Origin of the sequence: Scytonema sp. PRP1, assembly GCF_036697665.2 — a bacterium.
In the GTDB taxonomy this organism is placed as follows: Bacteria; Cyanobacteriota; Cyanobacteriia; order Cyanobacteriales; family Nostocaceae; genus Kalymmatonema; species Kalymmatonema gypsitolerans.
Genome location: NZ_JBAHYJ020000098.1, coordinates 36,871 through 51,124, shown reverse-complemented (window position 1 = coordinate 51,124; position 14,254 = coordinate 36,871). Strand labels below are relative to the sequence as shown.

The window sequence follows — 14,254 nt, the reverse complement described above, 5'->3', positions numbered from 1 at the left end:
GAAACTAAAACTAAAAAGCGGAAGGGAGCGGCTTCAGCCCTCCCTGTAGCAACAGTTTAGAATCCCCGTGTCTTTAGATCGGGGAGAGGTCAACAGCTGTTTTGCTCGGTTACTTTTGCGCGATAGCACGAAGTGCCCGCCTACGGCGATCGCCTTCCCAAAAATAAACCCCCTTCCATGAGGTAGAAAGGGGCAACCAACGGTGTGTTGTAGATAGGTCTTAAGCCTAACCAGACGATTATTATTAGATGCGGGTGAAGTTGACTTATGCAGTTGAGCGATCGCCTTTTGGGCAGTGCTTTCCCTTGTAATCGCCTTTGCCTTTTATAAGTCTGGGTACCCGGATTTTTGTACATCAACAATAAATGCGTACCGAGGTGGATGGATAGCTAGGGTGGACAATGGCGATCGGCGTTGGCGATCGCAATCACTTCATTTTTTCTTCAGCCCCGCTTTATTTCCCGAAGTGTTTTATATGACACCCTTAAAGTACGCTGTTTAATATCAACCTATGAAGCAAAAAGTATTGTAGCAATAGCGATTGGCTTTGCCACTGCCCTTGGGCAATCGCTTTTTGTAGAGCGTTGGCGAAAACTGGCTTATGCAAATGCTTATGTCAATGGTTGTCAATTAGCAGGTCATCAGCGAAATTATTAATTGCACTAAACAGAAAACCGCCTACTAAGTGGCGGTTTTGTACTAAACTTACTTGATTTTATGAATTCTTCTAAACTTAGGCAAGTACTGTTGGATCTTCCGAGTAATGCCCAAGAGCCAATAGTTGGCAACATATTCATTCCATCTCTGCTAAAGCTGCTAGGTTTTGATGCAACTGAAACCGTCCCCAAGTTTGCTACTGGCAATAGCTTTGGCGCCGTTGATTACGCTGTTCGCAAGAATGCTCAGAACGACATCTTCGTCAACACCAAGTCTAACCCCTACCTACTGTTGGAAATAAAAGGTAGAGATATTAACCTAAGCGGAAATTTTGCACAGTATAGGTCAGCAGTTAAGCAGCTTCACGGTTATTTACGTGGTTCAAATTGCAAATCTGCCCAATGGGGGATTATTACAAACTCCAGACACATTCAATTGTTTAGGAAGCATGGCAAGGTTATCCACCCAGCGTCATCCTGTCTGGAAATTACACCTGACAACGTTGACGAGATTGTGGCGGCTATCAAAGCTAAAATCGACAACCCTCCCAAAGCGCTCACAGTCGCCATTTACAACAATAAAGGTGGCGTGGGAAAGACTACAACCACGGTAAATCTGGCAGCTACATTGGCAGCTTTTGGAAAACAAGTATTAATTATTGACTTTGACCCGAACCAGCAGGATTTAACCAACTCCCTAGATGTGAAACCAAAGGAAGATGCGCTGTATTCCTGGTTGGAAAATAAGCCGAGTCCATCATTTCCTCCAGGGGTGATGTTCAGGTTCAGTTTCCCGACAAAATCCACTGGCACAATAACATTTGATGTTATTCCAAGTGACAAAAAGCTGACGGATCTAGGAGAAGACAAACTGCGGCAAGTTTTTAGTATACGTAAATTAAGGCAGGTGATTGACCCGTTAAAATCTCTATACGACTACATTTTAATTGACTCTCCACCCAACTGGAACTTCTTCAGCCAGAGCGCGGTGTCTGCTTCAGATGTAGTTTTAATTCCTACCAAGCACAACAACATCTTTTCTCTACAGAATGCGGCAATTGTTATCAAACAATTCATTCCAGAAGTCCAAACTTTCAGGAAGGATGGGGGACCAATAGCTCTGCCTATCTTCTTTAACGGAGAAGCTATTACCCCAGCAGCACGAGCTACGGCTGACCGAGCATTGGATGAAATCATCGAAGAGGCGAAAAAGGATAAAACTAACCCCTTTGACTTAACGCCGTACTTTTACTCCCGTTACAGTCAAGCGAAACCAGATCACTACATTTTCAACTTGCCGAGTTATGCCCACATTGCGAACGCTGCTTTTGCACGTACGCCATCTGTGTATAGAAATAAAACAGCATATGATTACTATTTTGCATTAGCCAAGGAGTATTTTCTACAATGAGCTTAAGCGATATTGGGAATTTAATGTGCCTTGATAAAGATGGAATTAACCCAGGCAAAGGTACAAACGCACCAGAGTTTTTAATCAAAGCATCTGCAAAAGCGCTTAATGAGTCAGGTGGTCGCAACTGGGTTCCGGTGATTGTTAAAGAAACTGGTGAAGACCAGTACGAAGTTATCGGCAACTCGTTCATTTTCGCGGTTGCAGAGGAAGCCGGGCTGGAGAAAGTGTGGTGTATTATTGCTGACCCCAGTGAGCAGACATCTCAAGTGACCAAAATTCTCGCTGGGGAATTCGTACCGAAAGTTAACCTATCGACCGCAACCAGAGATGAAATTCAATCGGCGTTGCAGTACCTCATTGAGAAGCCAAATAGTGAATTGAAAGGGGTGAAACTGGCGATCGCCACCAATCGTATTGATGAGGCTCCCCGCAACCAGTGGAAAAACTTCGAGCCAGTCACAAAGTTGTCATGCGGCATAACTAGGGGAAAGAAGTTAGATGCACTCAAGGAAGTTTTTTACCTAACTCCTGAGCCAACAACAATTAAACCCGTCATAGATTCTGGGGTCATCATAGAACCTGAAATATTAAAAACTCTGACAGTTGCAAAGCTAAAAGAGATGGCAAGGGAACGAGGAATTCCTGGATATAGTGGCAAGAGAAAGCCAGACTTAATTAAGTTGCTATCGAAAAGTTGACCTTAAAAAAAACAAAGCCTCCTTAACCTTATGTAATATCAAGTCCGGTTAAATACTTATCATTACCTAAGAACCCCCTTTCCCCTATCCCCAAAGGGGACCCCAGTCCCCCAACCCCAGAGGGGACCCCTAGCCCCCGTAAAGCTGCGCTTCACGTCCCCGGACCGCGAGCGGGGAGGGGTTGGTTCAAGGGTAGGTTTTTTTGAATCTCGAAAATAGTTGAGAAAATTCTCAATTGCTTAACGTGGTTTGGTTGTTTGAGGATTTAAGCATCGGCTCAAATAGTCAAAAAATGACCAAATACAAAATACCTACCTTTGTAAGGGGGTTGGGGGTGGGGTAAAATCAACGTGGGAATCATAACTAATTAGGCGGACATGATATAAGGGGGCATACCATTGATAACGCTTGGCTAACCTCCTACCCCTTCACCCTTCTTACCAAACCAAACGCCCAAGGACGCAACCCCACAGGTAACAGCGATAACCCTAACCCAGTCCACGCCTTAGCAGGAGAAAAAGATTTACCTGCCAAAACTAATTCTCTACCTTTTTGCGTTTCACCCTTTTCAATCAAGCGTAACCCTAACAATAACTGTGTTTCTGCAAGACGCTGTTGCCTAATTTTCTCTAGCTTGTCTGATGGAAACTTATAACTTTCTAAATACCGCAATTTATCTCTTAAATAAGGAACTGCCCGATCAATACCTTGCTGTTGGTCATGAAAGCGATATTCCATTAACAACTCTGGTAGGTAATAACCTTTCTTTCCTACTAAAGCCAACCGGACAAATAAATCATTATCCTCGCAATTTTGCCAATTGGGCTGCATAAATCCCAACTCTTGCAAGGTGGAACGGCGAAATAAGGTTGCGCCTATTTGAAAGCTTTGGTTAACAAACACAACTTCTAACAAATTATCAACAACACCTGCTTGTAAATTCGCCCTACCCCAGCGGCGAGAATTTTCTTGGGTTTTCGCCTTATCTCGGATGTTGTTAATATCAATCACCCAGTGGTCAGTTCCAACAAAATCAATGCTAGAATCCTTATCAAGAATCGCTGCCGTACGTGTTAGGAAAACTGGAGTTAACCTATCATCATCATCAAATTTCATAAAATATTACCGTTGCGGCATCAAAGCCAGAGCGCATATTATTACTTTTACCAATATTTTGCGGATGACGGATGTATTTGATGCGGCCTGTCCGCAGACTGCGAAATAAGTTCAGGTGTCCCATCCTGAGAACCATCATCACAGATAATCAATTCAAAGTCTTGATAAGTCTGCTGTAGTACACTTTCAATGGCGAAAGGTAGCAGATTTACACGATTAAAAGTCGGAATGCAAACACTTATTTTAGGCATATTTTTTTAGTTAGAAGAAGCAAGAATAGTAGGATTATGTAATTTTTTTCATTCTTACTTTTCAGAAAAAAAATGATAATTTTACAATCAATTACGTACAAATACTGAAATATTTGCTTGGAAAAAAATTATTATGTGTATATCATCGCTGTAGTTCCCTATTTTTGCTACTCGGTACACTATGAGAATTTTAATGCTATCGTCTACATTTCCCTATCCGCCTACACGAGGTGGAACGCAGGTGAGGACGTTTAATTTACTTAAGTATCTCAGTCAACACCATGCTATCACCCTGGTTACTCAACGGGAGCCTGATGTTACAGATGCAGAAATACTAGGATTACGGGATTGTGTTGACAACTTAATTCTTTTTAATCGCCCAAAAGACTCAGGTAGATACGGAGGGATACTCAAGAAAATTCAGCGCTTCATGACTTTTATACGACAAGGGACACCCCCAAGTGTGTTAAACCGCTACTCAGATGAAATGCAAATCTGGGTTGAGAACTTTATAGAGGCGGGGAAATGTGATGTCATTACCTGCGAACATAGCGTGAATGAAATTTATGTGCGCCCTTACTTTCAAAAACAAATCAGAACTGTAGTCAACGTTCATAGTTCTGTCTACGGTACCTGTCGCAACCAGCTAGACACTGGTATTTCTGAAAATAGATTTCGAGATAGACTGTATCTACCACTTTTGCGTCGTTACGAGCAACGCTACTGCTCTAAATTCTCGGCGATTGTGGTAACAACAGAAGAAGATAGGGTTCAGATGCAAGAATTTCACCCTAATAGTGAAATTGTAGTCATTCCCAATGGCGTAGATTTGGTTTCGTTTCCCAACCGTACCACTGATCCAGGGGGACACCGCTTAATTTTCATTGGTGCAATGGATAATTTGGCAAACATCGATGCTGTGTGCTTTTTCAGCAACGAAGTTTTACCAGAAATTCAAAAACTTTACCCTGATACGACTTTCGATATTGTTGGTTCTCGTCCTGCACCAGAAGTTTTAGCACTTAAAGAAAAACCTGGCATTATTGTAACAGGGCGTGTGCCTTCAATGGTAGAGTATTTGCACAAAGCGACTGTCTGCGTCGTGCCAATGCGGACGGGATTTGGGATTAAAAATAAAACTTTAGAGGCGATCGCTGCAGGTGTACCAGTCGTCGCAAGCGATCGCGGTTTAGAAGGACTGGCTGTAGATGGTGCAAATGTACCACTGAGGGCATTACGAGCAAATCAACCTACAGAATATGTGACTGCTGTTTGTCAATTATTTGAAAATCCGCAATTGCGAGCAGAATTGTCTCGTAACGGTAGACAATTGGTAGAAACAGAATTCACTTGGGATAGCGCTGGTAAACGCTATGAGGAAGTCCTTACAGGTGGTGGATCCTAAGTATTGACTCAAGCTTCAAGATTTAGGACTTGATTGATGACGAAGAGGCGATGATTATTTTGTTGATTTTCGTCATCAAATTTTATAGGACTTACGCAAATTAATGAAAAAACGAACCGCCAAGACGCCAAGGACACGAAGGGATAAGAGTTTCAGAGAGTTTTTGCGTAAGTCCTGTTTTATCAAAATTTTTGAAGCTTGGGCAACAATCGCAGCAGAAGTTAGCGCTAAGAAAAGCGCTAGCAAATTATGAATATATGAAGACATTGTTAGGAACATTTTTAACAGTAATCAAAATAACTAATTGGAAAATTTATCCAAACAAAGTTGCTTTAAAAAATTAATGAAATAGCTTTTCTTTCTTCAGTTAAAAAAAACACGATTTATAGATACATCAGAAAAGAAAGAAAACACGGAGACACTTACGACGCAGAAAAACTTATCTCTGTGTCTTTTTATGTCTCCGTTTCTCATTGCCGCGACCAACAAAGCCGCAACCGTTCATTCTTGTTTCTCGGTTTTTTTTACACTCAACTCACACACACATAATGAGAGTCTATTTAAGGAGTGGTTTTTCTGGCATTGGTGAATTTACTGATTTTGTAAAGAAAAGAGAAAGTTAAGAGGAAAAATGTGCGGAAATCAGGGATTGTATCCTGATAAATGTAAATAAAGAAGAAAAGAATAATCAAAAGTGAAAATTGAAAAATTTTCCACACTCACCAACATTAAATGTTTCTAACCAACATTTAAGGAACACGAGTATAAAGGAAAATACTCTTGCCAAAGTACCTATTGGATTTACAGCACAAGTAGCATGGCAAACCCTTCAAATCCTGCACCAAAACCATGCAGACCAAATGAGCCGAATTCAAGTCCACTCAAGGGCATTTCTGAAAAATTCAAGGAAAAGCCTCAACAGGGAAGTTGGCTAGCGTCGATGGTAGCAATGACGGTTTTGTTATGCAGCGCTGGTTTAATTACAACTTTTGCTTGGATTAGCGTTCAATTTATACTTAATCCAGAGCAGGTAAGCTGGTTAAATAAATCTTTACCAGGATGGGGAAATACTTCCGACAGTAAGCTAGAACGCTCCCAAACCCTCAGAGAAATTCAAGATTCCCTCAGCAAACAAGGACAAATAGCGGGACAAATCTTACCTTTGGAACGCGACACAACAACTTCTTTTTTACTCCCTATTTTTAAGCAGCGTGCTAATTGTCAATCTGATTGCAAGTATATAGTTGAACTTAGGGTTTATCAACGCGCAGGAAACCCAGAACTGCAATCTGTATCAAAGGCATACTATCATCTAGCCGCTCAACTTAAAGTGACTGGACCAGAAGAATCTTTTGTTGTCGCCCCCATCGTCAATGCTACTGATGACAACCAAGGTTCCAGTTTACCCTTGCCTTTAAGTGAAGTAGGTCGTTTTGAGGGCGATACACCCTCGCCAGGTGTATGGTTCTATTTACGAGGACAGCGTCAACAAGGAACAAGTGCGACAGCCGAAAGCGGGGCAAAGTCCATCGCCTATGGTCAGATAGTTTACTACAATCCCGAAGGCACTCACCTACAACTCATGCTGCCTTGGACAAGTCCGAGTGGACAACTCCCTCAATGGCGGGAAGTCACTGGTGGTGATGCAAAAGAGTTAGTCGTGGATCAAACAGTTGGTTTAGAACCGCACCTACGCGTTTATCAAGTCAACCCTGTCAAGTTTGTCCTCAACCCTATTCAACTAGAGCAAATTTCCCTGACTTCACCAGCCCTTCAAGATTCAGAGTACCAAAATGCCTTGATGTTAGCCCGTAGCGGACTGTGGACACCAGCCTTTAAACAGTTGGAATCTCTCAAAAAACAGCTGACGGAAAAGCTTCCAGAAGCCGCACAAGCGCAAATGGATGTGATTGGCTTGCATTCCCAAGTTACCAAAACCCAAGCAGACACAACTTCGACAAGTCCCAGCCAACAAGTTTTGGCAGATTTAATAGATGGTCGTTGGGACAAAGCTTTACAAGTGTTTGAGGCTTCGCTGGAAAATGCCAAAGAAATTGCCACCTTACTAAAAGCAGATAAAGGACGGTTGTGGAGTCGTGTAGAAGCACAATTGCGGGTGAACCCAAATCAACAGTCGGTGCAAGCTTGGGGTGCCTTGATTTTAGCAGCCAAGTATGGGCAACAACGGGCGAATTCCTGGTTAAACGGGCAATCCAAAACCACAACAGACACCCTTACCTATATTCAAGGGTTGTTAGGACAACTCAATGGTGACGCCGCATCTCAAATCCCTACTCACGACAGCCAGATTGTTGGTTCGGTACAATCAATCGCTGAAGTTAACGCCGCTGACTGGCTAAAACCTCCCTCACAACAGACGCGTCATAGGGTTTTTGAAGATAAGCGCCATAGTATTTTTGTAGATACGCAGCAAGACGTGTCTCTACAAAAAGCTGATAACCAGGTTTGGTATCAGGTGGAAGTCTCTGCATTTCATGATGGAAGACGCTGGCTATATTTCCCGTTTACAAATTTAAAGCCTCCTCAAACTTCAAAAGAAAAATTTTTGTGGAAGGCTTTAGGTATAGATTCTGACCCGGAAATTCAAATAGTCGTCTGGCTGGCAAACAGAGAACAGGTAACGACAACAGCCACCATCAAAGCCGTGCAATTTCGCGATGGCGTCTTGCGGTTACTCGTTGCTGCTGATGAGAGTGTAGAGACTTTATATGCAACGTCTCTACAACAACCACTTTTAGCAATGACAAATTCTGCTTTAGAATGGGTTGAGTCAGTACCAATGACGCTCCAAGAACTGTACCAACAAGACGCGCTCAGGGTAAAAGCCATGCTACCAATATTGTGGCGATCGCTCCAAGAATCTGGTCAGTTGCCTGGTGGTGCCGTTCCAGACTCGCAATATATCTTGCAAAAGCTAGGAAGTTTGCCCGTTCAAGAGGTTGATTTAACAGATGATGCGATGCCGGAAACTGTGCTAACCATTTCGCCAGAGGCAATAGCATCTTTAGATATGCAAGATACCAGCGAGGACGGAAGTTTTCCGCCGCAACAGCCAACACTCAGAAGTCCTGACAATAATCAATCCCGTCCTCACACGCTGATCTTGTCTGATAGTGGTCAAGTCATTTATACTGATTTTAAGCAAGATTCCCCAGCTTTGTTAAGGGCGATCGCCAAGCTTTCGGGAGGACAATCTGTAGGTTTGCTTCTAGAGAATGCCCACGGTTATAGGTTGAAAGTTTGGTCACAAAAGAATCAGCGCTTTGAATAGTAAACTGATCACACTGCTACACACAACTTATCCATAGTTGTCCATGACATCTACTTTGTCTGCTGGGCGTGCTTCTACCAAGAGAGACGCCTCTTACTTGTCCACAGGCGTTACTATGGCTTCGCCACGCTGCGCTATCGGAGCTAGCCGCTCCTACGTGTATATTGAGAAAATTCTCAATTAATAATCCATGTTAGTCCGCTTGTTTTTCGCGCTTCATGACTAACTTTAAATAAGTATCGCTAATATATTGGCGACTTATTCCTCCTTGTGTGTAGCAGATACCTTTCGCGTTTTCATACTTTGCAGTTGCTGTAGCAAGCAATCAACCTCTGCCTGTAGATGCATAAACTTATCTAACTGCTCGGCTTGGTAATAACATTTGTTCAACTTGTTTGCCCAGATAGCCCGGGACTCATTTTCAGAAACACTAGATTCAGAAACACTAGATGTAGACATTGCCATATCTATCCAGAACTTAACTCACACCACTAGAGATATTATAGTAGCCAAGTTTTAAGAATCATTAAAAAATTATAAACTTTTCTACCACAAATGAAATATGTCTCAGGTTGTGTACTAGGAGACTGCACATACAATAGTTTTGTTCCAACAAAACACTCTCTCGTTCTGCACCCCGCAAGAGGCAAAATGCCTTTGTTTGGTAACTTATTGATAACATGTTGCGCGTAGGTGGCATCTGGAGTGCAAAATATATACCAGATGCTGTTTTCAATTGGAGCTAAGAGCTTTAAAATACCGTGACTTTGAGCCTGTCTGCTGCTAAATCTCATCGCCAACCCTGGCTTGGACTGATAGAACAATATCGCGAATACTTACCTGTCAACGAAACAACACCAGTTGTCACACTGCAGGAGGGCAATACACCTTTAATACCTGTTCCCTCAATTGCAGAACGCATTGGCAGACAAGTGCGTGTCTTCGTTAAATACGATGGTCTGAACCCCACTGGTAGCTTTAAAGACCGAGGAATGACATTAGCAATTTCTAAGGCAAAGGAAGCTGGGGCAAAGGCGGTCATTTGTGCCAGTACGGGCAACACCTCAGCAGCAGCAGCGGCTTACGCTCGGCGTGGGGGAATGCGTGCCTTTGTGATCATACCTGATGGCTATGTGGCGTTGGGCAAGTTGGCACAGGCGCTGCTGTATGGGGCAGAAGTCCTGGCAATCAAAGGTAACTTTGACCAAGCGCTGGAAATTGTGCGCGAAATGGCAGAAACTTATCCGATCACCTTGGTAAATTCCGTCAATCCTTACCGCCTAGAAGGGCAAAAAACAGGAGCATTTGAAATTGTTGATGTCATGGGCGATGCTCCAGACTGGCTGTGCATCCCAGTGGGTAATGCGGGAAACATCACAGCATATTGGATGGGATTTTGTCAATACCATCAAGCCGGAAAGTGCGATCGGCTACCGAAGATGATGGGATTCCAAGCAGCAGGTGCAGCTCCCCTCGTGAATGGTCAGCCAGTGGCACATCCAGAAACCATAGCCACAGCAATTCGCATTGGCAACCCTGCAAGCTGGCAAAAAGCAGTTGCCGCTCAACAAGCCAGTATGGGCAGTTTCCACGCCGTCACTGATGCGGAAATTCTTGATGCTTATCGCCTTTTGGCATCAGAAGAAGGGATTTTCTGCGAACCCGCCAGCGCCGCTTCCGTTGCTGGTTTGTTGCAGGTGAAAGACCAAGTTCCCACAGGCGCGACTGTGGTATGTGTCCTCACCGGCAACGGTTTAAAAGACCCAGATACTGCCATCAAACACAGTCAAAGTCAATTTAAACAGGGCATTGCGCCAGAATTATTGGCAGTCGCAGAGGCGATGGGGTTTTAGAAGTGCTGAGTGGGGAGGATGAGGGAGATGAGGGAGTCATTTCTTCCCCTGCTTCCCCTGCTCCCCTGCTCCCCTACTTATTGACTACCTCTCTCCTTTGTTAAACCATCTATAGCATCACCTAAGGCGGTGGTTAGGCTTTTGCGCGTTTGGGAGTGGTTGTCTTGTTCTGTTTTCAAAGCTTGCAGCAGGCGATCGCGTTCTTTCGTTACCGCAATCAGTCTGGCTTTCAATTCCTCCACTGATTCGAGTTGTTCGACTTCTTGTTGAATGGCTGTTGTGGCTGTGGGATCATCTAGTTGTGCTGCCTCAATACCCTGCATTTGCTGTATCTGTGCTTTTAAAGAGGCGATCGTCTGTTGCGCCATCTGAGCATCTGTACGGCGTTGTTCTGCTTCTGTGTTGTAGAGTTTCCGCCATTTTTCGGCACTTTGCCACCCTGCATCGTGTTCTGCTTGAAGTTCCGCTATCTGCTGTTTGAGTGCTTTAATTTCTGCCAACCACTGGGAAGTTAATTCTTGAGTCATAAAAGCTGATATAATTTATCACCCGCAAAACCTGAAAACATAGTTTATCAGGAATTTGGGTCTAAAACCCCGTCCTAAAGGAGCGGCTTTATGTCAATGTGCTAACATAAAGAGGTAGTTGGTTAGGTCGAAACCAGTGATCATTTACGAGTTCAAAGTCAAAGGGAAAGATAAGCAGTATAGAGCGATAGACGACGCTATTCGGACTAGTCAATTCATTCAGAACAAATGCTTGCGTTACTGGATGGACAACAAGGGTACTAGTTTGAATAGATACGACTTAAATAAACATTGTGCTGTACTAGCGGCTGAATTTTCCTTTGCGGATGAACTTAATTCAATGGCTAGGCAATCTGCGGCGGAACGTGCTTGGAGTGCAATAGCTCGGTTTTACGATAACTGCAAAAAGAAGGTTAAGGGTAAAAAAGGATTTCCAAAGTTTAAAAAACACTGTCGTTCAGTCGAGTACAAGACTAGTGGTTGGAAGCTTGAAAATACCCGTAAAGCCATAACGTTTTCAGACAAAAAAGGAATAGGAACCTTAAAATTAAAGGGAACCTATGACCTAAACTACTACGACTTGGCGCAAATTAAGCGTGTTCGATTAGTACGTCGGGCTGATGGGTATTACGCCCAATTTGCAATTGATATTGACGTTAAGGTTGAGACTCAACCAACAAAGGAAATGGTTGGTATCGACTTGGGATTGAAGTACTTCATTGCTGATGATAAAGGCAACGTTGAGCAATCTCCCCAGTTTTACCGCAAGTCTGAAAAACAATTGAATCGTGCTAACCGCAAGAAATCCAAAAAGTACGACTCCAACAAGAAAAAAGCCCGCGCAGCACAGTCCGCCAACTACCATAAAGCCAGAAATCGATATGCCCGCAAGCATTTAAGAGTAAGTAGGCAGCGAAAAGAGTATTGTAAGCGTGTTGCATACTCCGTCATCCAATCTAACGATTTGGTAGCCTATGAAGACTTAAATGTCAAAGGGATGGTACGTAACCCGCAACTGGCAAAATCAATATCTGATGCAGGCTGGTCAACTTTCAGGGCATGGTTAGAATACTTTGGTCATAAATATGGAAAGGTAACGGTCGCCGTTCCTCCCCATAACACAACCCAAAACTGCTCTAACTGTGGCGAGAAAGTGAAAAAGTCTCTATCCACCAGGACTCATGTCTGTCCACATTGTGGATTTGTGGAGGATAGAGACGTGAACGCAGCTATCAACATCCTAAAAAAAGGACTCAGTACCGTGGGGCACACGGGAACTTACGCTTGGGGAGATTTGCCCTCTTGGGCGATTGGGGCAACCCTGTCGTCTAACGGCGAGTCAACGAACCAAGAATCCTCGCGGCTTTAGCCCGAGGAGTGTCAAAGCAAAAAATTAGTACATATTGTTACATATACCAGAGGTCAGCCATTCACTTTCTCAGGATGAGAGTAGAATATTTAGGCGTTTAACAACTCAAACGCAAACGCGCTAATATCTGAATTTCCCCCTCATTATCCCACAATGGAACTTGATGCCAAAGCACCGACTTTAAGAAGACTGCGTCAGCTAAGCCGCTTACTGGATAGAGTCATTACCGTTCCAGGAACAGAGATTAGTATTGGTCTAGATCCAATTTTGGGACTTATACCTGTCGGGGGTGATTTTTTGGGAGTTATGCTTTCGGCATACATTGTCCTAGAATCTGCCCGGTTAGGTGCGCCAGCATCTACTTTAAGTAGAATGGTATTGAATATCATCATTGATGGCGTAGTAGGTGCAATACCGATCGCAGGGGACTTGTTTGATGTCGGCTGGAAAGCTAACGAGTATAATATCAAGCTATTGGAAGATCATTTAAAGTTTCCTAGCCAGAGGAAGAGGGCAGACAAGTGGTTTGTATTTGCGGTTATGACAGTATTGTTTATAGTCGCTATTGGATTAGTCGCATTTACCGTGATGCTCATGAAACTGCTTGGAATGCTGCTTGGATTGTTTACGGGCGGTTAGATAAGTGACGACAAAATTAATGAAAGACTGGTGGCAAGAGACTTTTCCCAAAGGGCGGCAAAGTCTGATAATTACCGATGCTAATGGGTATCCTGTAAAAATCGCTTACGGTGAAAAAGGTACAGGTAAACCCTTATTTTTATTACATGGTGTTGGCAGCTGGAGCTACAATTGGCGTCACAGCGTCGAGCCGCTATCAAAAAATTTTCGGGTTATTTGTTTTGATGCCAAAGGTTACGGGTTTTCCGAAAAACCTGTGTTTCGCAGAGAACAGCCTGGTCATCAAATCATTGAGTTAGAAAGAGTCATTGTTTCCTTATGTGATGAACCCGTGGTTCTTGTGGCAGAATCTTTAGGTGCATTAATTGCCCTTGGTCTTGCCCAAGCAAATCCCCAGTTAATAGCGCGGCTTGTGCTGGTAAATGTACCTATTTTTCCTCAACAGTTACCTCATTGGGGAATGTGGTTGCTTTCTCAGCTACCTTTAGAAATCGTGCAGGCAATTGACTCCTCTCGTCTAGCGCACCTATTTGCACCACTGGTGAGAGAAATTATGGCAATAGAAAGGCGTGGAGTCTTGTACGATCCATCAATACTGACGCAGGATGATGTTTACTGGATAACTTACCCTTACACTGAAATTCCTGGGACGCTTACGAAGGTGGCGGAAGAGTTACAAATAGCAGCGCGGGAAATTGAACACTTGCAAACAAATAAACCAAGTTTTATCAGTAAACTTCAGAATAATCTCGGTGCGGTAACATGTCCTACCCTGATTTTATGGGGCGAACAAGATAGTTGGTTTCCTGCTAGCGATGGGGAAAAATTGCGTCAGCGCCTTCCCGATGCTAAATTACAAATTCTGCCTAACTGCCATCATGATGCGTCCACAGGTGCTTCGGAAGCGGTGAATGCAGCGATTCTTAATTTCTTGCAAGAAACCAATTTTTGTTGAACAAGGATTAAAAAGAACTCTGTTGTCAGAACACAGAACTCAGTTCAATTCTGAGTCCAAGCGCTGCGGAGTTCTGAGT

At 43.4% G+C, this 14,254-nt stretch carries 12 protein-coding genes and 1 pseudogene; 9 read left to right on the top strand and 4 right to left on the bottom strand.

The annotated features are described in order from the left end of the window. Window positions 1–140: 140 nt before the first annotated feature. Window positions 141–356, bottom strand: coding sequence for a hypothetical protein (locus tag V5G28_RS26290; RefSeq protein ID WP_332991793.1), 216 nt, complete (start codon window positions 354–356; stop codon window positions 141–143). Between the two features lie 58 nt (window positions 357–414). Between V5G28_RS26290 and V5G28_RS26285 the strand changes: the two genes are divergently transcribed. From V5G28_RS26285 to V5G28_RS26275, 3 genes are read left to right on the top strand one after another with little or no spacing between them, the layout of a single operon-like run. Beyond that, window positions 415–657 carry a hypothetical protein gene (locus V5G28_RS26285; protein WP_332991791.1) on the top strand — a complete coding sequence of 81 codons (243 nt, stop codon included), beginning with the start codon at window positions 415–417 and terminating at the stop codon, window positions 655–657. Between the two features lie 60 nt (window positions 658–717). After that, window positions 718–2,067, top strand: coding sequence for a ParA family protein (locus V5G28_RS26280; RefSeq protein ID WP_332991788.1), 1,350 nt, complete (start codon window positions 718–720; stop codon window positions 2,065–2,067). Beyond that, window positions 2,064–2,768: a Rho termination factor N-terminal domain-containing protein gene (locus tag V5G28_RS26275; protein ID WP_332991786.1), complete on the top strand. Its 705-nt coding sequence runs from the start codon at window positions 2,064–2,066 to the stop codon at window positions 2,766–2,768. The genes V5G28_RS26280 and V5G28_RS26275 overlap by 4 nt, the downstream gene beginning before the upstream one ends. Window positions 2,769–3,188: 420 nt before the next feature. Here the strand turns inward: V5G28_RS26275 and V5G28_RS26270 are convergent. Then, window positions 3,189–4,135: pseudogene (locus V5G28_RS26270) on the bottom strand (glycosyltransferase family 2 protein). 181 nt (window positions 4,136–4,316) lie between these two features. On the opposite strand from V5G28_RS26270, the gene V5G28_RS26265 reads away from it, so the two are divergent. Next, window positions 4,317–5,540: a glycosyltransferase family 4 protein gene (locus V5G28_RS26265; protein WP_332991784.1), complete on the top strand. Its 1,224-nt coding sequence runs from the start codon at window positions 4,317–4,319 to the stop codon at window positions 5,538–5,540. Between the two features lie 817 nt (window positions 5,541–6,357). Further along, complete coding sequence (locus tag V5G28_RS26260; RefSeq protein ID WP_332991782.1) at window positions 6,358–8,832, top strand: hypothetical protein; 2,475 nt, start codon at window positions 6,358–6,360, stop codon at window positions 8,830–8,832. 258 nt (window positions 8,833–9,090) lie between these two features. Here V5G28_RS26260 and V5G28_RS26255 read toward each other — a convergent pair whose 3' ends face one another. After that, complete coding sequence (locus V5G28_RS26255) at window positions 9,091–9,297, bottom strand: hypothetical protein (protein WP_332991780.1); 207 nt, start codon at window positions 9,295–9,297, stop codon at window positions 9,091–9,093. 296 nt (window positions 9,298–9,593) lie between these two features. Here V5G28_RS26255 and thrC point away from each other — a divergent pair, with 296 nt between their 5' ends. Continuing rightward, window positions 9,594–10,685, top strand: a complete 1,092-nt coding sequence (thrC, locus tag V5G28_RS26250) for a threonine synthase (protein WP_332991778.1) — start codon at window positions 9,594–9,596, stop codon at window positions 10,683–10,685. Window positions 10,686–10,762: 77 nt separating this feature from the next. On the opposite strand, the gene V5G28_RS26245 is transcribed toward thrC, so the two are convergent. After that, complete coding sequence (locus V5G28_RS26245) at window positions 10,763–11,212, bottom strand: hypothetical protein (protein ID WP_332991777.1); 450 nt, start codon at window positions 11,210–11,212, stop codon at window positions 10,763–10,765. 136 nt (window positions 11,213–11,348) lie between these two features. Here V5G28_RS26245 and V5G28_RS26240 point away from each other — a divergent pair, with 136 nt between their 5' ends. The 3 genes from V5G28_RS26240 to V5G28_RS26230 all read left to right on the top strand — a co-directional run bounded on the left by V5G28_RS26240 (window position 11,349) and on the right by V5G28_RS26230 (window position 14,175). After that, complete coding sequence (locus V5G28_RS26240) at window positions 11,349–12,581, top strand: RNA-guided endonuclease InsQ/TnpB family protein (protein ID WP_332991799.1); 1,233 nt, start codon at window positions 11,349–11,351, stop codon at window positions 12,579–12,581. A gap of 153 nt (window positions 12,582–12,734) precedes the next feature. Further along, window positions 12,735–13,220, top strand: a complete 486-nt coding sequence (locus V5G28_RS26235; protein WP_332991775.1) for a DUF4112 domain-containing protein — start codon at window positions 12,735–12,737, stop codon at window positions 13,218–13,220. Window positions 13,221–13,239: 19 nt separating this feature from the next. Then, window positions 13,240–14,175 (top strand): alpha/beta fold hydrolase, encoded by a 936-nt coding sequence (locus tag V5G28_RS26230; protein WP_332991797.1) that lies wholly within the window; start codon window positions 13,240–13,242, stop codon window positions 14,173–14,175. Window positions 14,176–14,254: the final 79 nt, after the last annotated feature.